The organism is Candidatus Pseudomonas auctus (assembly GCF_048654275.1).
GTDB classification, from domain to species: domain Bacteria; phylum Pseudomonadota; class Gammaproteobacteria; order Pseudomonadales; family Pseudomonadaceae; genus Aquipseudomonas; species Aquipseudomonas pharyngis.
The window spans coordinates 221,843-244,515 of sequence record NZ_JBJYZK010000005.1 but is presented as its reverse complement, the minus strand read 5'-3'; the positions used below and the strand labels follow the sequence as shown (position 1 = coordinate 244,515).

At 62.0% G+C, this 22,673-nt stretch carries 20 protein-coding genes; 10 read left to right on the top strand and 10 right to left on the bottom strand.

The annotated features are described in order from the left end of the window. Positions 1-34 precede the first annotated feature (34 nt). Positions 35-1,228, top strand: a complete 1,194-nt coding sequence (locus ACKUG4_RS12490) for a DUF3142 domain-containing protein (RefSeq protein ID WP_445434108.1) — start codon at positions 35-37, stop codon at positions 1,226-1,228. Next, complete coding sequence (locus ACKUG4_RS12485) at positions 1,215-3,353, top strand: hypothetical protein (RefSeq protein ID WP_445434107.1); 2,139 nt, start codon at positions 1,215-1,217, stop codon at positions 3,351-3,353. Before ACKUG4_RS12490 ends, ACKUG4_RS12485 begins: the two co-directional genes overlap by 14 nt. Here ACKUG4_RS12485 and ACKUG4_RS12480 read toward each other — a convergent pair. Next, positions 3,350-3,979, bottom strand: coding sequence for a LysE family translocator (locus ACKUG4_RS12480; RefSeq protein WP_445434106.1), 630 nt, complete (start codon positions 3,977-3,979; stop codon positions 3,350-3,352). The two genes, ACKUG4_RS12485 and ACKUG4_RS12480, sit on opposite strands and share 4 nt — an antisense overlap. Before the next feature lie 144 nt (positions 3,980-4,123). Between ACKUG4_RS12480 and ACKUG4_RS12475 the strand changes: the two genes are divergently transcribed. Continuing rightward, a complete protein-coding gene (locus ACKUG4_RS12475; protein WP_414882456.1) occupies positions 4,124-4,597 on the top strand; it encodes an Lrp/AsnC family transcriptional regulator in 474 nt (157 codons plus the stop codon). A 37-nt stretch (positions 4,598-4,634) separates the two neighbouring features. Here ACKUG4_RS12475 and lpdA read toward each other — a convergent pair whose 3' ends face one another. Continuing rightward, entirely contained in the window at positions 4,635-6,035 is a 1,401-nt protein-coding gene (gene lpdA, locus ACKUG4_RS12470) for a dihydrolipoyl dehydrogenase (RefSeq protein ID WP_064600586.1), read from the bottom strand. A gap of 210 nt (positions 6,036-6,245) precedes the next feature. Between lpdA and hflK (ACKUG4_RS12465) the strand changes: the two genes are divergently transcribed. The 5 genes from hflK (ACKUG4_RS12465) (at position 6,246) to cfaB (ending at position 13,559) form a co-directional block, all read left to right on the top strand. Beyond that, entirely contained in the window at positions 6,246-8,192 is a 1,947-nt protein-coding gene (hflK, locus tag ACKUG4_RS12465) for a protease modulator HflK (RefSeq protein WP_445434105.1), read from the top strand. Then, positions 8,189-9,235 (top strand): protease modulator HflC, encoded by a 1,047-nt coding sequence (gene hflC / locus ACKUG4_RS12460; protein WP_445434104.1) that lies wholly within the window; start codon positions 8,189-8,191, stop codon positions 9,233-9,235. The genes hflK (ACKUG4_RS12465) and hflC overlap by 4 nt, the downstream gene beginning before the upstream one ends. After that, positions 9,232-10,290: a protease modulator HflK gene (gene hflK / locus ACKUG4_RS12455; protein ID WP_064600576.1), complete on the top strand. Its 1,059-nt coding sequence runs from the start codon at positions 9,232-9,234 to the stop codon at positions 10,288-10,290. The genes hflC and hflK (ACKUG4_RS12455) overlap by 4 nt, the downstream gene beginning before the upstream one ends. Continuing rightward, entirely contained in the window at positions 10,287-12,194 is a 1,908-nt protein-coding gene (locus tag ACKUG4_RS12450; protein WP_445434103.1) for a heavy metal translocating P-type ATPase, read from the top strand. Before hflK (ACKUG4_RS12455) ends, ACKUG4_RS12450 begins: the two co-directional genes overlap by 4 nt. Positions 12,195-12,371: 177 nt before the next feature. Beyond that, positions 12,372-13,559, top strand: a complete 1,188-nt coding sequence (cfaB, locus tag ACKUG4_RS12445) for a C17 cyclopropane fatty acid synthase CfaB (RefSeq protein WP_064600572.1) — start codon at positions 12,372-12,374, stop codon at positions 13,557-13,559. Between the two features lie 2 nt (positions 13,560-13,561). On the opposite strand, the gene cls is transcribed toward cfaB, so the two are convergent. Further along, positions 13,562-15,001, bottom strand: a complete 1,440-nt coding sequence (cls, locus tag ACKUG4_RS12440; protein WP_085612449.1) for a cardiolipin synthase — start codon at positions 14,999-15,001, stop codon at positions 13,562-13,564. Positions 15,002-15,147: 146 nt separating this feature from the next. On the opposite strand from cls, the gene ACKUG4_RS12435 reads away from it, so the two are divergent. Further along, positions 15,148-15,666, top strand: a complete 519-nt coding sequence (locus ACKUG4_RS12435) for a DUF3617 domain-containing protein (protein ID WP_445434102.1) — start codon at positions 15,148-15,150, stop codon at positions 15,664-15,666. A 38-nt stretch (positions 15,667-15,704) separates the two neighbouring features. Here ACKUG4_RS12435 and ACKUG4_RS12430 read toward each other — a convergent pair whose 3' ends face one another. Genes ACKUG4_RS12430 through folE2 form a run of 6 tightly spaced genes read right to left on the bottom strand, consistent with a single transcriptional unit; the run spans position 15,705 to position 20,917 of the window. Beyond that, positions 15,705-17,042, bottom strand: coding sequence for a dihydroorotase (locus ACKUG4_RS12430; RefSeq protein WP_445434101.1), 1,338 nt, complete (start codon positions 17,040-17,042; stop codon positions 15,705-15,707). Between the two features lie 3 nt (positions 17,043-17,045). Continuing rightward, the gene (locus ACKUG4_RS12425) at positions 17,046-17,606 is read right to left on the bottom strand and encodes a gamma carbonic anhydrase family protein (RefSeq protein ID WP_011336655.1); all 561 of its coding nucleotides are present in this window, start codon (positions 17,604-17,606) and stop codon (positions 17,046-17,048) included. Next, positions 17,603-18,478 (bottom strand): metal ABC transporter substrate-binding protein, encoded by an 876-nt coding sequence (locus ACKUG4_RS12420; protein ID WP_445434100.1) that lies wholly within the window; start codon positions 18,476-18,478, stop codon positions 17,603-17,605. Before ACKUG4_RS12420 ends, ACKUG4_RS12425 begins: the two co-directional genes overlap by 4 nt. Before the next feature lie 11 nt (positions 18,479-18,489). Continuing rightward, positions 18,490-19,356 (bottom strand): metal ABC transporter permease, encoded by an 867-nt coding sequence (locus ACKUG4_RS12415; protein WP_085612445.1) that lies wholly within the window; start codon positions 19,354-19,356, stop codon positions 18,490-18,492. After that, positions 19,356-20,024, bottom strand: coding sequence for a metal ABC transporter ATP-binding protein (locus ACKUG4_RS12410; RefSeq protein WP_445434099.1), 669 nt, complete (start codon positions 20,022-20,024; stop codon positions 19,356-19,358). The genes ACKUG4_RS12415 and ACKUG4_RS12410 overlap by 1 nt, the downstream gene beginning before the upstream one ends. Beyond that, positions 20,021-20,917 carry a GTP cyclohydrolase FolE2 gene (gene folE2, locus ACKUG4_RS12405; protein WP_445434098.1) on the bottom strand — a complete coding sequence of 299 codons (897 nt, stop codon included), beginning with the start codon at positions 20,915-20,917 and terminating at the stop codon, positions 20,021-20,023. Before folE2 ends, ACKUG4_RS12410 begins: the two co-directional genes overlap by 4 nt. An 84-nt stretch (positions 20,918-21,001) precedes the next feature. On the opposite strand from folE2, the gene ACKUG4_RS12400 reads away from it, so the two are divergent. Continuing rightward, positions 21,002-22,201: an N-acetylmuramoyl-L-alanine amidase gene (locus ACKUG4_RS12400; RefSeq protein WP_445434097.1), complete on the top strand. Its 1,200-nt coding sequence runs from the start codon at positions 21,002-21,004 to the stop codon at positions 22,199-22,201. Here the strand turns inward: ACKUG4_RS12400 and ACKUG4_RS12395 are convergent. Beyond that, entirely contained in the window at positions 22,198-22,572 is a 375-nt protein-coding gene (locus tag ACKUG4_RS12395; RefSeq protein ID WP_064600551.1) for a hypothetical protein, read from the bottom strand. The genes ACKUG4_RS12400 and ACKUG4_RS12395 overlap by 4 nt on opposite strands. Positions 22,573-22,673 lie beyond the last annotated feature (101 nt).

Below are 22,673 nucleotides of genomic sequence, written 5' to 3'. Positions count from 1 at the left end.
CCTTGCAGCCTGATGTCTCAGGGATCTGCAAGGTATGCGCTTTATCATCGGGTGGTTCGCCCTGGTGGCTGTGTTGTTGCTGTGTGCTTGTGAGCGACAGGACGCAGTGCCACTCGATCAGCAACTTTACGTCTGGCAACGGCAATGGACGCCGGCCCATGAACCTGCCCTGAACGACAGTCGCAGCGACTTTTCGACGTTGCGGGTCTTGGCGTTGCAGGCGTTCCCGAATGCCGGATGGAGTCGGGCACGCGTCGATTCTGCGTTGCTGAGACGCGATGCCCGGCCGTTGATCGCGGTGATTCGCCTCGACGGCCAGCTCAAGGCGCTCGACCCGCAAGCGGTCACGGCGCAGATCCTCCAAGTGCTCGCTGACTGGCAAGGTCAGGGACTTACCCTGGCCGGGATCGAGATCGACCATGACGCCGGCAATGCCCGCCTGCCTGCTTACATCGGATTCCTTGCTCTCTTGCGTACGGCATTGCCGGCCAATCTGCCCCTGAGCATCACTGCGTTACCTGCCTGGCTCGACAGTCCGCAATTGCCGGCGTTGCTGGCGACCGTCGACAGCAGTGTGTTGCAGGTGCATGCCGTCAGCGATCCGCGTCGCGGTCTGTTCGACTCCGAACAGGCGCGGCGCTGGGCCAAGGCCTGGGGGCGAGTGACCGACAAACCGTTTTATCTGGCGCTGCCGGCCTATGGCGTGGCGCTGTTGCCGGATGTCGATGGCGCTCCGGTGGTGGAAAGCGAAGTACCGCTCGAACGGGGTGGCCAGCGCCGCGAATTGCTTGCCGATCCACAACAACTGGGCCGGCTGGCAAATGAGTTACGCGAGGATCGCCCGGCGCATCTGGCCGGTCTGATCTGGTTTCGGCTGCCATTGGCCAACGACCGCAGGGCCTGGAGCCTGAGCACGCTGCGTGCGGTCGCCCGAGGCGATGCGTTGAGCAGCCATCTCGGCGTGGTGTTTACCGAACAGAATGGCCTGCAAGACATTGCCCTGCGTAATGTCGGTAACCTCGACAGCGCCTGGCCCGCCCGCATCACCCTCAAGGCCCGGGGCTGCGAAGGGGCTGACGCGCTCGCCGGTTATGCGTTGCAACAGACGGCGGATCTGCTTACCTTCACCCGCCTGCGCGACGGCCGCCTGCCGGCGGGCGGGCAGCGGGCGATCGGTTGGGCACGCTGCGCAAATATTGATCAAGGAGGTTCGCATGTTGACCCGTAACTGGCCCCGCCATCTGCTTTGCCTGAGCCTCAGCCTGCCGCTGGGCTCGGCGCTGGCCTGCGGCCCGGATTTTCCGATGCGTCTGCTCGATGATCGTGGGCAATCACTGGCGGAACTGCCGGAGGGCAACTTCAGATTCGAGATCAGTCGCCTCGGCAAAACCATTGCCGGGCTGAAGAACGTTACCGCCGCCACCCACAATCCGGATGACATCTACGCCGAGGCGCCAGATCCCGCCGAGGTGCGCGACAAGGCCGAGCAGATCGGCCTGACCCCTGAACAGCAAGCGCTGGTCAAACAACTGCGCGGCCTGACCGATGCGCATCAGGTTGACGTGCAGGGCGCGAGTCTGCCGGCGGAACTGCGTCTGTATGTGGCGGGCGCGGTGGCATTCGGCGCCGGTGACCATCAACTGGCGGTCGAGTATTTCCGTCAGTTGCTGGCGCTGCCGGCCGATCAGCGTGCGTTGCGCAGCACCTGGGCTGCCTATTCTCTGGGCCGGGCGTACTTTGCCATGAGCATCGAAGCGGGCGATGCGCTCGAAGCCTGGGAAAACGCTATCGACGCGTTCCGCCAGACGCGGCAACTGAGCATCGACGGTTTCAGCGATCCGCTGGAACTGGGCGTGGCCAGCCTTGGCGAAGAGGCGCGGGCGCTGCGCATGGCGGGTGACTGGAACAACGCCATCAAGCTGTATGCCGCGCAAAACCTGCACGGCTCGAACGTCGGTTACACCTCGCTGAAGCAGTTGATGAACGAACTGGCCGAGGAGCCCGAAGATCGGCTGGCGAAATTGCTGCGCCGCGAAGCGGTGCAGCAACTGGTGACCGCCTCGCTGATTAGCCGCATTGGCTGGTCGTTCGGCGATGAACCGCCGAACGAGAAGAAGCTGGTCAAAGCGCTGCAAGCGAGTACCCGAGGCAGCCTCGACAACGCTGATCGCCTGGCGGCGATGAATTATCAGCAAGGCGATTACGCCAGCGCCAAGGCGTTCCTCGAACACGCGGGCGACAGCGGTCTGGCGTGGTGGCTGCGGGCAAAACTGGCGGTGCGCGATGGCGACCGGAACGCAGCGGCTGCGGCCTACGCGAAGGCTGCGCAAGCGTTCCCGCAGGACGAATCCTGGGGCGAGCGGCGCACTGCCGACTGGAATCTCGAAAGCGTGCAGCCCAAATGCCGGGTCGAAGGTGAAAGCGCAATTCTTGCGCTGCAACGTGGCGAGTACCTGCAGGCCTTCGACCAGTTGTATCGCAGCCAGCATATTTACTGGTTCGACGCGGCGACCGTGGCCGAGCGAGTGCTGACGGTCGATGAGCTGAAAAACTATGTCGATACCAACGTCCCGGCACCGCCCGCGCTGAGCCAGCAGGATCGCGACAATTACGTGCCGCTGCCAGTGGCCGCCAGCCTGCGCAATCTGCTGGGCCGGCGTCTGTTGCGAGAGGGGCATTACGAAGAAGCGGTCGGCTATTTCGACAATGCTGATCTGCAGAACAAGGCCCGGCTCTATGGCCAGCAACGCCTCAAGGCCGATTCGGCATGGTGGCCGACCAAGCGTGCCAGCGCGCTGTTCAATGCCGCGTGGACGGCCCGTGAGTGGGGCATGGACATCCTGGGCTATGAAATGGCTCCGGATTACGCGACCTTCGGCGGCAACTACAGCCTGGAAAATACCGAGCTGAAAGTCGGCCCGCTGGTCAGCGAAGCCGAAGTGCAGCGTCAGAAGACCAGTGAAGCGCAGCCGGATGAGCGTTTTCACTATCGGTTTGTCGCCACGGCGCTGGCCAGCCGGGCGGCGGATAATCTGCCGCACACCAGTCAGGCGTTCGCCGCCGTGTTGTGCTCGGCGGCGGGCTGGAACAGCAGCCTGGAAGAGCAGAGCGCCTTGTACAAACGCTATGTCGACGAAGGGCCGTACGTGCCGTGGGCCGTAGATTTCGGCCATCAGTGTCCTTATCCGGACTTCGAAAGTGCCGACAAGCGCTACGTCACTCAGGTGACCGATTCGGTGCGTTCGACACTGCGGCCGTACAAGTGGCCGGTGCAGATCGGAGCGATCGTGGCCTTCAGCGCTGTGGCGTTGCTGCTGATCACCCGCCGCCAGCGTAAGGCCCGCAAAGCCTAAGCCTGCTGGACGAACGTCAGGCGCACGGCGAAGCCGATCAACAGGCTGCCGAACAACCACTGTTGCACTCGCTGGGCCGTCGGGCTGTGTTTCAGCCAGCGGCCCAGCGCGGCGCCGGTCAGGGCGTAGGCGCTGTCGAACAGCAGACCTGTGCCCACCAGCATCGCACCGAGCACGGCGAATTGGGTCAGCACCGCTGCGCCATTTGCCAGGATGAACTGCGGCAGCAGCACCGAGCAGAACAGTAACGCTTTAGGGTTGAGCAGGTTGGTCAGCAGGCCGCGGCGGATGGCTGCATACCACTGCGCATGACTGTCCGTCACGGTGCCGGCGTCCAGATCCGGCAACAGCGTGGTGCGCAGGCATTGAATGCCGATCCACAGCAAATACGCCGCCCCGGCGATCCGCACAGCATCGAAGGTCCACGGCGCTGCCTTGAACAGCGCCGCCAGCCCCAACGCCGCGAGCGCTACATGACAGCCTCGGGCGATGGCCAGACCCACCGCCGTGGCCAGCGCTGCGCCGCGTCCCTGACGGGCACCGGTCTGCAACAGCAGGATCATGTCCGGGCCGGGCAACAGAAAGACCACTGCCAGCGCCAGGAAAAACAGCCAGAGACTTGCCATGTCGCACCCCTTTCGTTGTCGATTCGGTAGCCTCAGTCTAGGGCCGAAGGGCAGGGCAGGTGGTTGCGTAGTCAGCTTCTAAAGGCCTCTGGATTGGCATAATCTGCGCTCTTTCACCGCGAAAACCATCAGGATCTGCCAACCATGAAACTGGATGCCTTCGACCGCAAGATTCTTGCCGCACTGCAACGGGACGGACGCCTGAGCAACGTACAACTGGCCGACGAAATCGGCCTGTCGGCATCGCCGTGCCTGCGCCGGGTGCGGATGCTCGAAGAGGCCGGGGTGATTCGCGGATATCAGGCCAATCTGGATCGTGATGAAGTGGGGTTGGGGCTGACGGTGTTTGTCGGGGTCAAGGTCGAGCGCCACAACGACGAACAGGCCGAGGCATTCCACCGGGCGGTGACCGCATTGCCGGAGGTGATTTCAGCGTTTCTGGTGTCCGGGGAATCGGACTTTCTGCTGCAAGTGGTGGTGCCGGATCTGCGCGCCTACGACCGCTTTCTCACCGGTTGCCTGTTGAAGCTGCCGGGGGTGAGCGATATCCGCAGCAATTTTGCGATCCACACGGTGAAAACGCCCGGCGCATTGCCGCTGGGGCATCTGCCGGCCTGATACTTCCCGCATTGCGCGGGAAGTATTCGCACAGTGCTTACATCTGCGTCGCCATCCCTTCGACATTCATTGCCGCCTGACGCAACGCTTCGGAGCGGGTTGGATGCGGGTGGCAGGTCAGCGCGATGTCTTCGGCCGAGGCGCTGAATTCCATGGCCACGCAGAACTCGCCGATCATTTCGCTGACGCTCGGGCCGACCAGGTGCACGCCGAGGACTTCGTCCGTGCGTTCATCGGCGATGACTTTGGCAAAGCCTTCGGTCTCGTGATTGATCTTCGCCCGGCTGTTGGCGGTGAACGGGAATTTGCCGACCTTGTACGCCCGGCCTTCGGCCTTCAACTGCTCTTCGGTCTTGCCGACGCTGGCCAGCTCCGGCCGGGTGTAGATCACGTTGGGAATCAGCTCGTAATTGACCTCACCGGCCTTGCCGACGATCTGCTCGATGCAGGCCATGGCTTCGTCTTCAGCCTTGTGCGCGAGCATCGGCCCCGAGGTCACGTCACCGATCACCCACACACCGGGCGCTTCGGTGCGATGCTGTTTGTTGGCGAGCATGCCGCGTTTGTCGGTGCTCAGGCCGACGTTTTCCAGGCCCAGGCCCTGGGTGTACGGGCGACGACCAATGGCCACCAGCACGTAATCGGCCTCGAGGATTTCCGCGCTGCCGCCAGCGGCGGGTTCGACGCTGAGCTGTACGCCAGTGGCCGAGGAGGTGGCGCTGGTCACTTTCGAGCTCAGCTTGAAGCTGATGCCTTGTTTGCTCAGCGAGCGTTGCAGGGTCTTGCCGGCTTCGCCGTCGACACCGGGGCAGATGCGGTCGAGGTATTCCACCACCGTCACCTGCGCGCCGAGCCGGCGCCAGACCGAGCCGAGTTCGAGGCCGATCACGCCCGCACCGATTACCACCAGATGCTTGGGCACTTCGCTCAAGGACAGCGCGCCGGTGGAGTCGAGGATGCGCTTGTTGTCGATCTCCACGCCGGGCAGGGGAGTGGGCTCGGAGCCGGTGGCGATGACGATGTCCTTGGCCGTCAGCTCGATCCGGCTGCCCTGATCGCCGGTCACGCTGACTTTTCCGGGGCCGTCGATATGGCCCCAGCCCTTGATCCAGTCGACCTTGTTCTTACGGAACAGGAATTCGATACCTTTGGTCAGGCCGCTCACGCTTTCGTCTTTCTGTTTCATCATTTGCGCGAGGTTGAGCGTGGGTTTGACCTCGATACCGAGGTTGGCGAACTCCGTTCCCAGCGCCGCTTCGTACAGCTCGGACGCATGCAAAAGCGCCTTGGACGGCATGCAGCCGACGTTCAGGCAGGTGCCACCCAGCGTGGCGCGACCCTCGACGCACGCGGCCTTGAGGCCCAGCTGGCCGGCGCGGATCGCTGCGTTATAACCGCCGGGGCCACCGCCCAGAATCACCACGTCATAGTTGCTCATGCTCTTACTCCTGGCTGAAGGATGCGGATCGGTAAAAGTAGTTCGTGCTAAAAATTACGAACGTAATATGTGCGTTTCCAGACATTTCGGTCAAGGCTTCAGGCAAGCGACAGGTTGCCCATCTTTGAATGATGCAAATGAGTACAAATATTTCACGACTTTCGTTATATCGTAACGATATGTGCAGTGAGCCAAAGAGTTTGGGGGGATATGCAAGTCGATCTGGATGAAGGCACGCCGGTGACCGGGTTGCCGCGCTTTCAGCAAGCGGCAACGCAGGGCCGGCGTTTGCGTCGCCTGGCGATCAGTCTGGGCGCGCTGACCGGGGCAGGGTGGGTACTGGCATTTTTTGTCGGGCTGTTTGCGCCGCAATCGCTGTGGCCCGCGCTGCTGGTCAATCAAAGCGCGGCGCTGCTGGTGCTGGTGGCGGGGCTGCAATCGGCGTGGTGGGTGACGCAATGGCGGGCGCGGGTGATCAATCCCGTGGTGCCGGTGACGGTTGCTGAAGAACCTGCGCCGGACGGCTGGTACGAGCGGCTGCTGGATCGGATGAGCCAGCGCAGTCTGCATCTGCTCGGGCAGATCGGCGCGTCCACGTTGTGGCTCGGCGCGTGGTCGTTGTTGGTGTTGTTGAGTCTCGAACAGACGTGGAACCTGACGCTGCCGGCGGCGGGGGTGGGATTGTCCGCTACGGTCGGCGCGGCCATTGCGTTGCTGCTGGCGTTCGGTCTGCTGGTACTGGAGCGACAGCTGGCGCAGGAAAACTCGGCGCAATGGCCCGAAGCCGGAGCGCTGGCGCAGCTGACGCGAGTGGCAATCATCAGTCTGGTGCTGGGCGCGTTGTGCCTGTTGTTCGCCAGTGACAGTGCAATCTGGCCGGTGCGTCTGGCAGTGCTGATTGGCATTCTGCCGGGTTTGGTCGCTGTGGAATTGCTGCTGCGTGCCTTGCTGTCGCTGTTCAGCCCGCGCCGCGAACAACTCGAACCGGTGCTGCTGGCCCGCAGTTTTGTCGCTGATCTGCTGCGTTGGCCGCCACAACCGTTGCTCGCATTGCAACATGAATTGCACAACCGCTTCGGCATCGATCTGCGCCAGATCTGGGCCTTCAGTTACATGCGCCGCGCGTTCTTGCCGGTGTTGGTACTGGTGGCAGCGGTAGGCTGGTTGCTCACCGGCCTTCACGAAATTCCGATGCAAAGCCGTGGGATTTACGAGCGTTTCGGCAAACCGGTGCAGGTGTTCGGGCCGGGGCTGCATGCGGGTTTGCCCTGGCCCTTGGGGCGTGTACTGAATGTTGAAAACGGCGTGGTCCATGAATTGGCGACCAGCGTCGGCGAGAACCCGGCGCCCGTGCAGTTGGACCCGGCAGAAGGCCCGGCGCCACTCACCGCCAACCGTTTGTGGGACGCCAGTCATGTCAATGACAAGTCTCAGGTTATCGCCAGCAGTCGGGGCGATCAGCAGAGCTTTCAGATCGTCAACATGGACGTGCGCTTCGTCTATCGCATCGGCCTGAGCGATCAAGCCGCACTGGCCGCCACCTACAACAGCGCCGATGTGCCGACGCTGATCCGCAGCACCGCCAGCCGGATTCTGGTGCATGACTTTGCCTCGCGTACCCTCGACGGATTGCTTGGCGAGGACAGGATCGGGCTCGCCGAAGAAATCGGCCGCGCCGTGCAAAGCGATCTGCAGAAACTCGACAGCGGCGTGGAAATTCTCGCCACGGTGGTCGAAGCGATACACCCGCCCGCCGGGGCGGCCAATGCCTATCACAGCGTGCAAGCGGCGCAGATCGGCGCTCAGGCGTTGATCTCCCGCGAGCGCGGTGCCGCTGCCGAAGCGAGTAACCAGGCGCAGTTGCAGGCCAGCCTCGCTCGGGATCAGGCCAGTGCCAACGCCCATGAAATCAATGCCACCGCCCGGGCGGCGGATCTGAAATTCAGCGCCGAACAAAAAGCCTACGCCAGCGCCGGCCAAGCCTTCGTGCTGGAGCAATACCTCAGCCAACTCAGCCAGGGTTTGAGCAAAGCCAAACTGTTGGTACTCGACCATCGCCTGGGCGGCAGCAGTAACGCACCGACCATCGACCTGCGTACGTTCACGCTGCCGGCAGATCCGGCGCGCACCACCGCTCAGCCAGGAGCCACCCATTGAGCCAGTCGCACACTCACGATCACCATGACCACAGCGGCCACGATCATGCTCATGGCGGCGGTCATCACCATCACGGGCATCATCACCATCACCACGGTGCGCCGGAAGAGGCGGGGCCTTTTCCGTGGAAACGCATGGGCTGTGCAGCGTTGCTGGTGGCGTTCGCCATCGCGGCGGCGAGTCTGGTGCAAGTGCGTTCCGGTGAAGCCACGGTCATCACCCGTTTCGGCAATCCGTCCCGCGTGCTACTGGAACCGGGGCTGAGTTGGCGCTGGCCGGCACCGTTCGAAGCGGCGATTCCGGTGGATCTGCGTTTGCGCACGACCTCCAGCGGCTTGCAGGATGTCGGCACCCGCGACGGTTTGCGCATCATCGTTCAGGCGTACGTGGCTTGGCAGGTGCAGGGCGATCCCGACAACGTGCAGCGTTTCATGCGCGCTGTGCAGAACCAGCCGGACGAAGCGGCGCGGCAGATTCGCACGTTTGTCGGCTCGGCACTGGAAACCACGGCCAGCAGTTTCGATCTGGCCAATCTGGTGAATACCGATGCCAGCCAGGTACGCATCGCCGATTTTGAAGCGCAGCTGCGCCAGCAAATCGATCAGCAGCTGCTCGCCACTTACGGCGTGCGGGTGGTGCAGGTGGGTATCGAACGGCTGACATTGCCATCGGTGACCCTCACTGCAACGGTTGACCGGATGCGTGCCGAGCGTGAAACCATCGCCACCGAGCGCACGGCCATCGGCAAGCGAGAGGCAGCGCAAATTCGCTCCGCCGCCGAACGCGATGCGCGCATCGTGCAAGCCGATGCCACGGTGAAAGCCGCCGATATCGAAGCCCAATCGCGGGTGGAAGCGGCGCAGATTTATGGGCGCGCTTACGCCGGCTCACCGCAGCTGTACAACTTGCTGCGCTCGCTGGATACCCTCGGCACCATCGTTTCGCCAGATACCAAACTGATCCTTCGCACCGATGCCGCGCCATTTCGGGTGTTGGTCGACGGTCCGCCCAATCTCGACAGCAAGAGCGGATCGCAGCCATGAATGAAGTTCCACGTGGAACACATTCGCTGAACAGTCCGTGGATTCAAGCGGGACGTCTGGCGTTTTTCGCGCTGTATGCGGTGACAGTGCTCGCGGCATTGGCCTGGGCGTTTTCCAATGTCCGGCAGATCGACCCGCAAAATCGAGCGGTGGTTTTGCATTTCGGAGCGCTGGATCGCATTCAGAATGCCGGGTTGTTGTTGGCCTGGCCGCAGCCGTTCGAACAAGTGGTTTTGTTGCCGGCGGCGGATCGGGTGATCGAGCGCAGGGTGGAAAACTTGCTGCGCAGCGATCAGGCCCTGCAGGCGGATCGCGTGGCAACCTTCGCCACGCCGCTGAGTGATGCGCTGGCCGGTTCCGGTTATTTGCTCACCGGTGATGCGGGTGTGGTGCAGCTGGATGTGCGGGTGTTCTACAAAGTCACGGATCCCTATGACTTCGTACTGCAGGGCGAACATGTGCTACCGGCGCTGGATCGATTGGTGACGCGCAGCGCGGTGGCGCTGACGGCCGCGCGGGACTTGGACACGATTCTGGTGGCGCGGCCGGAGTTGATCGGCGCTGACAATCAGGCGGCCGAACGTCGCGAACGGTTGCGCGGTGATCTGGTGCAAGGCATCAACCGACGTCTCGCCGAGTTGAAGGCGAGCGGTCAGGGCATCGGCATCGAAGTGGCGCGGGTCGATGTGCAATCGAGCCTGCCGGAGCCGGCAGTGAGCGCGTTTAACGCGGTCCTCACCGCCAGCCAGCAAGCCGACAAAGCGGTCGCCAATGCCCGCACCGAAGCCGAGAAACTCACCCAGTCCGCCAACGAGCAAGCCGACCGCACGCTGCAAGTCGCCCACGCCCAGGCCGGTGAGCGCCTGGCCAAAGCCTCCGCCGACACGGCGACGGTATTGAGCCTGGCCAAGGCGCAACAGCAGGGCACGGACCCGCAAATGCTCTTGCGTCTGTACCGCGAGCGGATGCCGAAGATTCTCGGTCAGGCCGGTTCGGTCACCACGGTCGATCCGAAAGACGATTCACGCCTGATCATTCAGGGAGCCAGTAAATGACTGCCACCACCACCGCACCGAGCCTGTTGTCCTCGGCCGAACAACGCCGCGCCGCGCGCCAGTTGACCTTGGCGATGCTCGCCCTCGGCTTGCTCGGTTTGGGGCTGATCTGGCGCTGGTTGATGCCGGAACAGACGGGCGTCAGTCAGTTGCTGCTCGGATTTGCTTCTTTGTTAGTCGCGGTGCCGGTAATGCGTTCGGCCTGGTTCAGCCTGCGTTATCCGAGCCTGCACGGCATCACCGACCAGTTGATCGCCCTGGCGATGATCGGGGCCTGGGCCACGGGCGATCTGCTCACGGCGGCGCTGTTGCCGATCATCATGATCTTCGGCCACGTGCTGGAAGAACGCAGTGTGATCGGTTCCCAGGAAGCGATTCATGCCCTCGGCCAATTGACCCGCAGCCACGCGCGCAAGGTGCAGGCGGACGGCTCGATCATCGAAGTCGACAACGGCACGCTCAAGGCCGGCGACAAAGTCGAAGTGCGCGCCGGGGATCGAGTGCCGGCGGACGGTCGGGTTTTATCCGGCCAGGCCAGCCTCGATACGGCGTCGATCACCGGTGAGTCGGTGCCGGTCGAGGCGGGCGTCGGCATGGCGGTATTCGGCGGTGCGATCAACCTCGACGGGCTGCTGCGAATCGAAGTGACTCGCACCGGGGATGAATCCACCCTCGGCAAGGTCATCGCGCTGATGCAGAACGCCGAACGCTCCAAGCCACCGATCACCCGGTTGCTCGAACGTTATGCCGGCAGCTACATGGTGCTGGTGTTGCTGCTCGCGGCGGTGACCTGGTTTATCACCAACGATGCGCAGGCGATGCTCGCGGTGCTGGTGGCGGCATGCCCATGCGCGCTGGTGTTGTCGGCACCGGCCACGGCGATTGCCGGGGTGGCGGTGGCGGCGCGGCACGGGATTCTGATTCGCAGTTCGGCGTTCCTTGAGGAGCTGGCCGATCTCACTTCGCTGGTGGTCGACAAGACCGGCACCCTGACGTACGGCACGCTGCGCTTGCAGTCGATCAACAGCCCGCGAGCAGATCACGGGTCGGTGATGGCGCTGGCTGCAAGCCTGGGTGCGGCTAGCAGCCATCCGGTCAGCCGCGCGCTGGCCGGACTGGTCAGCGCAGAAGAGGCGCTGGTGCTGACCGATATTCATGAGCGGCAGGGGCTGGGCGTAGTGGCCAAAACCGCGCAAGGCGAGGCCGCACTCGGGCGTCCGGAGCTGTTTGCGCAGTTGGGCATCCCGACCACCGCCATCCCCGACCACGATGGCCCGATTGCCGGGTTGGCATTGAACGGAGAATTCCTTGCCTGGCTGTTGTTGGCCGACACGGTCAAACCAGAAGCACGATTTGCGCTGAGTGAACTGCGTGACCTCGGGCTGGGGCGGCAACTGCTGTTGACCGGCGACCGGCAAAGCGTCGCGCAGACACTGGCCAAGGATGTCGGCCTGCACGAAGTCGAAGCCCAGGCGTTGCCCGAAGACAAACTCAATCGAGTGCTCAAGGAAATCGACAACGGCTTCCGGCCGATGGTGGTCGGCGACGGGATCAACGATTCGCTGGCGCTGAAGGCGGGTGTCGTGGGTGTGGCGATGGGCGCGGGCGGCGCGGATATTGCGCTGGCATCCGCCGATATCGTGCTGATCGGCAGCGACCTGCGTCGGCTCGGCACCTGTGTGCGCCTGAGCCGCCAGTGCCGACGGACCTTGCAGGTGAACGTGATCATCGGCCTGGGCTGGACGCTGGCCATCGTGGTTTTCGCCGCCTTCGGCTGGCTCGGTGCGGCGGGGGCGATGATCGCCGCGTTGCTGCACAACCTGAGCACGCTGTTGGTGCTGGGCAACGCCGGACGCCTGCTGCGATTTCAGGAGCCACTGCTGAAGCTGAAAGCGCCGGACTGATCAATTTTCGAACTGTGCGCCGGTCTCGCAGTCATTTGAGAAGGCGCACTGAACCAGGGATGACAGCGCGGTGGCAGCCTCTGTGGCTGATAGTCGGCGACTATCAAATCGATAGCCTGCTAATTTTCAAGGATGGTCTACCCTCAGATCAGACGTCTGAAACCAGGGGGATATTCCATGCTCGCGCAACTTCCACCGGCCTTACAGAATCTGCAGCTTCCGCTACGCCTGCGACTCTGGGACGGCCATGAATTCAATCTGGGCCCGGCGCCCAGTGTCACCATCGTGGTCAAGGACCCGTTGATGGTGTCCCAGTTGACCCATCCAAGTCTCGACGCGCTGGGGGCGGCGTTCGTCGAGGGCAAACTCGAACTGGAGGGCTCGATCAGCGAGGTCATCCGGGTGTGCGATGAGTTGAGCACGGCGCTGCTCGACGAGGACGAAGACAGTCAGCCGGTGCGCACCGTGCATGACAAGGAAACCGACGCCAAAGCCATTTCCTATCACTACGACCTTTCCAACGCGTTCTACCAGCTGTGGCTGGACAGCGACATGGCGTATTCCTGCGCGTATTTCGAAACCGGCAGCGAATCCCTGGAGCAAGCCCAGCAAGCCAAGTTCCGGCACCTGTGCCGCAAGCTGCGCCTGCAGCCCGGCGACTATCTGTTGGACGTCGGTTGCGGTTGGGGCGGACTGGCGCGTTATGCCGCCCGAGAGTTCGGCGCCAAGGTCTTCGGTATCACCCTGAGCAAAGAGCAACTGGCGCTGGCCCGTGAGCGGGTCAAAGCTGAAGGTCTGGAAGACCAGATCGAACTGCAACTGCTTGACTACCGCGATCTGCCCCAGGATGGGCGCTTCGACAAAGTGGTCAGCGTCGGCATGTTCGAGCACGTCGGCCACGCCAACCTCGCCGAATACTGCAAAACCCTGTTTGGCGCGGTGAAAGAGGGCGGTCTGGTGATGAACCACGGCATCACCGCCAAGCACACCGATGGCCGCCCTGTGGGGCGCGGCGCCGGGGATTTCATCGAGAAATATGTGTTCCCCAACGGCGAGTTGCCGCACCTGGCGATGATCTCGGCCGAGATCAGCGAAGCGGGTCTGGAGATCGTCGATGTCGAGAGTCTGCGCCTGCACTACGCGCGCACCCTGGACCACTGGAGCGAACGGCTGGAGGACAACCTTGAAGCCGCCGCGAAACTGGTGCCGGATCAGGCGCTGCGTATTTGGCGTCTGTACCTGGCAGGCTGCGCTTATGCATTCGCTCGCGGCTGGATCAACCTGCACCAGATCCTCGCCGTGAAGGCCCATGCCGACGGCAGCCATGAACTGCCGTGGACGAGGGACGACATCTACCACCCTTGAACCTAGAGGATCGGTGAAATCAGCCGGGCGATCCGCATACCGACCTGTTGCAGGCGGTGGATCTCCCGGCTTTCTTCTTTGGCGACTTCGTAGGCCTGGGCGAAGTCATCGTTGAGCATCTGTTCCACGCTGGCGGCGAATTCGCTGTCGACGGTCAGCAGCATCACCTCGAAATTCAGCCGGAACGAGCGGTTGTCCAGGTTGGCGCTGCCGATGGCGCTGATCTCGCTGTCGATCAACACCACTTTCTGATGCAGGAACCCCGGTTCATAGCGGAATACCCGCACGCCGGCGCGTACCGCTTCGAACGCATACAGGCTGGAAGCGGCGTAGACGATGCGATGGTCGGGGCGCGAAGGCAGCAACAGGCGCACGTCGACCCCGCGCAATACGGCGAGGCGCAATGCTGCGAATACGGCTTCGTCGGGAATGAAGTAGGGGCTGGTGATCCACACGCGCTCGGCGGCGGCGTGGATGGCTTCGACGAAGAACAGCGAGCAGGTTTCGTAGGCGTCCGCCGGGCCGCTGGCGAGCAATTGGCAAAGCACGCCTTCATCCGGGTAAGCGTCCGGCAGGATCAGCGGCGGCAATGACCGCGCGGCCCAGAACCAGTCTTCGGCAAAGGACTCCTGCATGCACGCCACCACCGGGCCGCGCACCTGGACGTGAGTGTCGCGCCACGGTGCCAGCGGTGGTTTTTCACCCATGTACTCGTCGCCGACGTTGTGGCCGCCGACAAATCCGATCAGCCCGTCGACCACCACGATCTTGCGGTGGTTGCGGAAATTCACCTGGAAACGATTGAGCCAGCCGCTGCGGGTGGCGAACGCCTTGACCTCGACGCCGCCATCGCGCAGCGCCTGCACGTAGCTGTGGGGCAGGGCGTGGCTGCCGATGCGGTCGTAGAGCAAATGAATCACCACGCCTTCGGCGGCTTTCTTCAGCAACAGGTCACGCAAACGCTGGCCGAGGCGATCGTCGTGAATGATGAAAAACTGGATCAATACGGCTTTCCGCGCTTGGTCGATTGCGTGGAAAATCGCCTCGAAGGTCGCCGCGCCATTGATCAGCAATCGCACTTCATTGTTGGCCAGGCATGGCATGCGCCCCAGCTTCGGCATTGCGCGCAACGAGTCGTAAGCATTCGAGGCGCGGGCGGTCAGGGCTTCTTCCACCCAGGGCCGCCAGTTGAGCTCGGAAATCGCCAGGCGCATTTGTTCGTTGGCCTGACGGCGGGCCTTGATGTAGCCATCGAAGGTGCTGCGGCCGAACACCAGATAAGGAATAAGGGTGAGGTAGGGAATGAAGATCAGCGACAGCGCCCAGGCGATCGAGCCTTGGGCGGTGCGTACGGTCAATACGGCATGGATCGCGGCGATCGAGCCGAGGGTGTGTATCAGGGCGATCAGATAACCGAAAATGTGCGGTCCGAAATAATCCATGGGGCAACCTTGCTCCTGAAGATTCAATGCTTAACAGACCATGTTCCATGGCGATTGTCGCTATTTGTTTTCAAGACGCCAGCGCCCGCCATGAACCGAAACAGGCGGCCGGCGTCTAACGGCCACTACTGATCAGGAGTTTTTCAATGAACGTTCGTCTGCTGGGTTTGGCGCTGGGCCTGGGTTTGGCCTTGCCGGTGGTTGCTCAGGCGCAAATGCTGCAGCCGGGGTTGTGGGAAATGACGTCAAGCAATGTGAAGGTCGATGATCAGGTGTTGGATGTGCAATCGATCCTCGGTCAGATTCAGGGCCAGATCACCCCGCAGCAGCGGGCGCAACTGGAGAAGCAGGGGATCAACATCGGTGGCAAGGGTATCCGCGCCTGCCTGACGCCACAGCAGGTAGCAACCAACGATATCCCGCTGGCGGACCCGCAGTCGGGTTGCAAACAGCAGATCACCGAGCGCGTCGGCAACCAGTGGAAATTCCGCTTCAGTTGCCCGAAAGCCCAGGGCACCGGCGTCGCGACATTCCTCAGTGATCGTGAGTTCACCACCGTCGCCAACGGCACTTTCAACGCTATCGGGATCAACCAGAAGGGCAGTCTGGAAACCCGGGCGGTCTGGCTGGGGCAGGATTGCGGTACCGTCAAACCGAGAGCGTAAATCAAACCGCCTCCACATCGAGTGGAGGCGGTTTTTTTTCAGCGCATGAACCGCAGCGGCAATCCCTGACAGTTGTCATGGATCCGATGGTCATGCCACGCGATCTGCCCCGACACCATCGTCGTGCTGACCCGATGCCGAAAGCTGCGCTGAGCGAACGGCGTCCAGCCGCATTGCGACAGAACCGGTTGGCGGGACACCGCGACACCCCCAGGCTCCGGTTGAACCAACACCAGATCCGCCCAATACCCTTCACGTAAATAACCGCGATCGGGAATGGCAAACAGATCAGCCACCCGGTGGCTGGTCTTCGCCACCAGCGTGGTGATCGGCAATACGCCATCCGCCACCAGTTCCAGAAGCGCCGGCAGCGCGTGTTGCACCAGTGGCAGTCCAGACGGCGCCTGTTCATACGCTTGCTGCTTTTCCGCCCAGGTGTGCGGTGCGTGATCGCTGCCGATCACGTCCAGTCGATTGCTCAGCAGTGCCTGACGCAAGGCATCACGATCGGCTTGGGACTTGATCGCTGGATTGCATTTGATCAGGTTGCCAAGGTTCGGATAGTCACGGTCATCGAACAGCAAGTGATGCAGGCAGACTTCGGCGGTGACGCGTTTTTGCGACAGCGGTTTGTCTTCGAACAACGCCAGCTCGCGGGCCGTTGTCAGGTGCAGGACGTGCAGGCGAGTGCCATGACGTTTGGCCAGATCCACCGCCAGAGACGATGAACGAAAGCAGCTGTCGGCATTGCGGATCTGCGCGTGGGCATCGGGCGGCAGTTGGTTGCCGAAGCGTTCGCGCAGGTTCGCGGCATTCGCCTCGATGCTCGGGGTGTGTTCGCAGTGGGCCAGCAGAATCGTCGGCACTTCAGCGAACAGGCGCTCGAGGGTGTGCGGGTCGTCCACCAGCATGTTGCCGGTGGACGCGCCCATGAACACTTTCACACCGGCCACCTCGCTCGGATTCAGCGCTGCAACCGTACCCAGATTGTCGTGACTGACTCCAAAGTGAAAACCGTAGTTGGCCACCGAGTTGATTGCTGCCCGGCGCTTTTTGTCGGCCAGCGCTTCAAGGGTCAGGGTGGCTGGGTTGGTGTTGGGCATGTCCATGAAACTGGTGATGCCGCCGGCCACGGCTGCACGGGACTCGGTGTGGATGCTGCCCTTGGCCGGCGCACCCGGCTCACGGAAATGCACCTGGTCGTCAATCATTCCCGGCAGCAGCCATTGACCGTTGGCGTCGATTTCCCGGGTTGCGTTTTCCCCTTCGATGCTGCCGGCGATCTTGACGATGCGCCCGTGGCTGACCAACAGATCGGCGTCGAACTCACGCCCCTCGTTCACCAGCCGCGCATTGCGAATCAACACACTGCTCATGATTCAGAACTCGTTCTGCAAGGCTTTGTAGCCGCGCACCAGGTCGACGTTGGTGCGCGCCACGTCTTCGGAAAACTCCGAAGCGCTGACGCTCACCGGCGGGAATTGCGAGAGGTCGGTGCCCGGGCCGATGCGCGTGGTGGAGGGCACGTAGAACGCGTCCGGCAGATCCCGGCCGTCGACCACCGAGTTGTGCCGCACTACGCAACCGTTGCCCACGACGCAGTTGAACAGCACGCTGTTGAAGCCGATGAACACCCGGTCGCCTACCGTGCACGGGCCATGCACGATCGAGCGGTGGGCGATGGAGCTGAATTCGCCGATGGTCACCGCCGCGCCGGATTTGGAGTGGATCACCACGCCGTCCTGGATGTTCGAATTGGCGCCGATGGTGATCGGTTCCATCTCGCCCGTGGCGTCCACTTCATCGGCGCGGATCACCGCGTACGGGCCCACGAATACGTTTTCACCGATGACGACTTTGCCGCAGATGATCGCGGTTTTATCGACGTAGGCGGACTCGGCAATCTGCGGCAAATCACCGGAAGGATTTTTACGGATCATGGTTGGCTCAGGGCTTGGTAAAGAGTGTTGAGGTTGTATTCGAACAGCCCTGTGAAGGTGCTGGCCGGACCGCTGGCGGCGAGGGCGTCGGAGTACAGCGTGCCGCCGATGTGTGCGCCGCTTTCGTCGGCGATCTGTTTGAGCAGGCGTGCGTCCTTGATGTTTTCCATGAACACCGCTTTGACCTTGGCCTGGCGAATCTGGGTGATCAGCGCGGCGACTTCGGCGGCGGAGGGTTCGCGTTCGGTGGACAGACCTTGTGGCGCCATGAAGTCGATGCCGTAGGCCTGACCGAGATAACCGAAGGCATCGTGGCTGGTGACGATCTTGCGGTTACCCGGCGGCAATGAACCGAGCTTGGTTTTCGCCTGGGCGAGGAGGGCGTAGATCTGTTTCAGGTAGGCCTGGCTGTTGCGCTCGTAGTCGGCCTTGTTTGTCGGGTCAGCAGCGATCAGCGCCTTGGTGATGTTGGCGACGTACAGCTCGGCGTTCGCCAGGTTGTGCCAGGCGTGAGGGTCGGGAACGGTTTCGCCGTCTTCATCCAGCGAGCGCGGAATCACGCCACGACTGGCGCTGATTACCGGAGCTCTGGTGTCGGTGCTGGCGACCAGCCGATCCAGCCACGGCTCGAAGCCCAGCCCGTTCTTGACGATCAGTTTCGCCTTGAGCAGGGCCTTGGCGTCATCCGGAGTGGGTTCGTAAGTGTGGGCATCGGCGTCAGGGCCGACCATGTTGGTGATCTGGATATGCTCGCCGCCGACCTGATGCACCATGTCGGCAAGGATGCTGAAACTGGTGACCACTGGAAGTTTTTCCGCCGCCGATAACGACATCGACAGCATCAGGCTGAACAGCACGAGTAGAGCGCGCATCGGGAAACACCTCATTGGGATGTGAGCAAAGGCGGGCGGCGCAACAGACCGTGCACCGGTCCGAACACCACGGACAACAGGTAACCACCACCGGCGACCAACACGATGGCCGGTCCGCTGGGCAGCGAGTAGTAGAACGACAGCAACAGGCCGAGCCATACCGATGCGCAACCGATGAGCGCGGCGATGGCAATCAGGACCGGCAGGCGTCGGCTCCAGAAGCGTGAAGCGGCGGCGGGCAGCATCATCAGGCCGACTACCATCAAGGCGCCGATCGCCTGGAAACCGATCACCAGATTGAGCACCACCAGCGTCAGGAACACGCCATGGGCGACGGGGCCGAGTCGGCTGACCGTGCGCAGGAAAAACGGATCGAGGGTGTCGAGCAGCAAGGGTTTGTAGATCAGCGCCATGGCCATCAGGCTGAGTGCCGACACCCACAGCATGCCGTTGAGGGTCGGCCCATCGACCGCCAAAGCGGAGCCGAACAGCAGGTGCAGCAAATCGAGTCGCTTGCCAGCGATGCCGAGAATCAGCACGCCGCTGGCCAGCGAGATGGGATAGATGGCCGCGAGGCTGGCGTCTTCGCGCAGGCCGGTGCGGCGGGTGATCCACGCAGCGAGTCCGGCCATGCTCAGGCCGGCACCGAGTCCGCCGAGGGTCAGCGCCGGCAGACTCAGCCCGGCGAACCAGAACCCCAACGCGGCGCCAGGGAGGATGCCGTGGGCAACGGCGTCGCCAATCAGGCTCATCCGGCGCAGGATCAGAAACACGCCCAGTGGCGCCGTGCTGCACGCCAGGACCAGACCGCCGAGCAGGGCCCGGCGCATGAAGACGAACTCGTGGAACGGTTGCCATAAATGGCTCAGCGTGAGCATCAGGCCACCTGCGTGTGAGGCGTTTGCTGGATGAGGTCGGTGCTGCTGCCGAATGCGCAGCCGCTCTGTTTGATCAGCAAGGTCTGTGGAATGTGTTGGCGCACGGCGGCAAGGTCATGGCAAACCACGACCAGGGTTCGTCCCTGCTCATGCCAGGCGTGCAGGTGTTGCCACAACAGTTTCTGCCCCAGTTCGTCGAGCGCGGCATGGGGTTCGTCGAGCAGCAGCAACGGAGTGTCGACCAGACTCAATCGGGCGAGCAGGGCGCGTTGCAGTTCTCCGCCGGAGAGGGCCATCAGGGGACGGTGTTCCAGTCCGCCCAGGTGCCAGTCTTCCAGTGCGGAATCGAGACGTTGGGCCCTGAGTTGCGACGACAGTCGGCGTCCCCAGAAACCGGCGGCCACCAACTCTTGAAGACTGATCGGGAACTGTCGATCCAGATGCTGTTGCTGAGGCAGGAAGGACAAACCGCTTTGGCGTGGAACACCCAGTTCGACTTTGCCGGCCAGCGGTCGCTGTAATCCGGCGATGACTTTGAGCAGGCTGCTTTTGCCGCTGCCGTTGACGCCGATGATTGCCGTCAGACTGCCGCTTTCCAGCCGAAGGTTCAGAGGCGCAGTGAGCGGTTGGCCGGGTGTTCCCCAGCTCAGGTTCTGGCAACGAATCATGGCTGCTCCCGGCGCCAGTGACTTTCGGCGACCGCATCGTGGGCATGAAGGCTTTCGGCGTGGATGACTCGGACGTGAAACTCGCTGATACCGGGTGAACGACGCAGGGCCAGATTCAGGCGTCGAGCAGCGTCTTCGCAGAACATCAGGTTCTGGCCGTTGGCGAGGGCGAAGGCTTGTTCGTCGGCGCGTTTCACAGCGGTTTGCACGGCGGTGCCGAGGGCTGCTTCGGCGTCGTTGATGATGGACGTCAGCGGTAGTTCGTCGACGAATTCGTCCAGATGCAGATGCAACTGGGCGGTACTGCGTTGGCTGTGAGGTGTGGCCACGATGCCTTGGGTCGAACCCAACCACGCCAACACGTCGGCGTGCTGCAGCGGTTTGTTGGCAAAGTCGTCGATGAACTGTTGCTGGATCAGTTGCCTCGCCAATGCTGCAGAACACGGGCAAGTCGACGAGTACGCCACCTCCATTTTCAGTTCCACGTGGAACATTTTGCTTTTCAGGTGGGCTGAAACAGTGACGGGGTAGGTTTTCCATCCTGCCAAAGGACTGACCAATGCCGACCTTCTCAGCAATAAATCTGTGTGGATATTGAGATAGGCGGCTTCGGAAAGATCTTCGTGGCTGTCGAGAAAACGCTGCAGAACTTTTCGCAGAAGCGCGGGAGACAGGTTCTGCTGCTCCAGCGCTTCCAGCCCCAGATAGAGCCGCGACATGTGAATGCCTCGTGCGTCTCCATCATCCAGACTGACGCCTGCATCCGCTTTGGCAGCCAGACGTTGGCCTTCGATAAACACAGGTAATGCGATGCCGCACATCCCCACCCATTCGAGAGGCAGGGCCTGGCGGGCGGCTTGAGCCGCGACATCCGGCAAAGTCAGCGCGTTCATGAGCAGTTCCATCATGGTGATTTAATTTAATGTTACATTATAACAATTCAAACCACGATGCCTTTTTCATGAACAGGCTTTCATATGCACAGACGCCATTTGCTCAACCTGATGCTGGCCAGCGCGGCCTTTGTTTTGCCTTTTTCGGTGTCCGCCACGCAGATACGCAATGCGCGGCTTTGGCGTTCGGATGACAAGCTTCGGCTGGTGTTCGATCTGAGTGGTCCCGTGAGCTACAAGACGTTTACCTTGAGTGCACCGGAACGGTTGATCATCGATTTGAGCGGTGCCAGCCTGAATGGAGATTTCAGCCAGTTGGCCTTATCCGGCACCCCTATTCATTCGATTCGCTCCGGCCATTTTGGCCAAGGGAACACCCGGATCGTGCTGGATTTAAGCAGTCCGGTTCAGCTCAATTCATTCTTGCTGGCGCCTCAAGATGGGCAAGGGCACCGTCTGGTTTTGGACTTGATGAGTGCATCACCGGGGTTGCCTGCGAGCGTTCCACGTGAAACACCTCAGGAAAAATCTCACCCCAAGCGCGACATCATGGTGGTGGTTGACCCAGGGCACGGCGGAAAAGACCCGGGTGCCATTGGCGCCAAAGGCGAGCGCGAAAAGGATGTGGTGCTGTCCATCGCGCAATTGCTTGCACGTCGGCTTAGGCGAGAGAAAGGCTTTGATGTGAAGCTGGTTCGCAACGACGATTTCTTCGTCCCGTTACGCAAGCGTGTGGAGATCGCGCGTCAGCACAAAGCCGACATGTTCATCTCGGTGCACGCCGATGCTGCGCCGCGTCTGACGGCTTCCGGGGCGTCGGTGTACTGCTTGTCCGAAGGTGGCGCTACGTCCGCCACCGCGCGGTTCATGGCGCAGCGTGAGAACGGTGTGGATCTGCTTGGCGCCACCAGCCTGCTCAATCTCAAGGACAAGGATCCGATGCTCGCTGGCGTGATCCTCGACATGTCGATGAACGCAACCATCGCTGCCAGTCTGCAACTCGGAAGCACAGTGCTGGGCAGTCTGGCTGGCATCACTACGCTGCACCAAAAGCGCGTGGAACAGGCTGGATTTGCCGTTCTGAAATCGCCGGATGTGCCGTCAATCCTGGTGGAAACCGGGTTCATTTCTAACGCGCGGGACAGTCAGCGTCTGGTGACCGCGCGTCACCAGCAGGCCGTAGCAGACGGTTTGTTTGAGGGCTTGCAGCGCTATTTCCAGAAGAATCCACCTGTCGACAGCTACATGGCCTGGCAGCAAGAGCAGAAAGGATCGCGGGTTTAACAGCCGGTGATCCGGCTGCAGGTGAACTTTGCGCTGCTGCCGCCGGAGCTGGAGAACCGATTGATTGTCGTCCAGCCCACGCGCCGGTTGTAGCCCACCCAGGCTTCCCCATCGGAAGCGATGCCGGTGAAGAACGTCAGTTGCCCGTAGCGGCTGTTGGTTTGTGCCCAGTAGCGGTTTCCCGCTTTTTCAAATCCGCGCAGGTAAATCGTGCTGCCGACGGTGTTGACGCTGTAGGCGTTGCCGTTGCCATCGATGCACGCCAAAAGGTTTGCGCTGCGCGTGCAATTGGCGAGCCCCGGCACTTGTGCTTCGGCATTCAGCGTCAGCAATGCCAGCCAGATAAACGAGTATTTCAACGCGGTTTTCATGACGTAACTCGGCGACGACCTGATTACAGCTTCCGGCCCTTTGTCACTTTGGGCAAGAAGAGAGTGGATTGATTTTGTTGTTATACTATAACATTCATCGG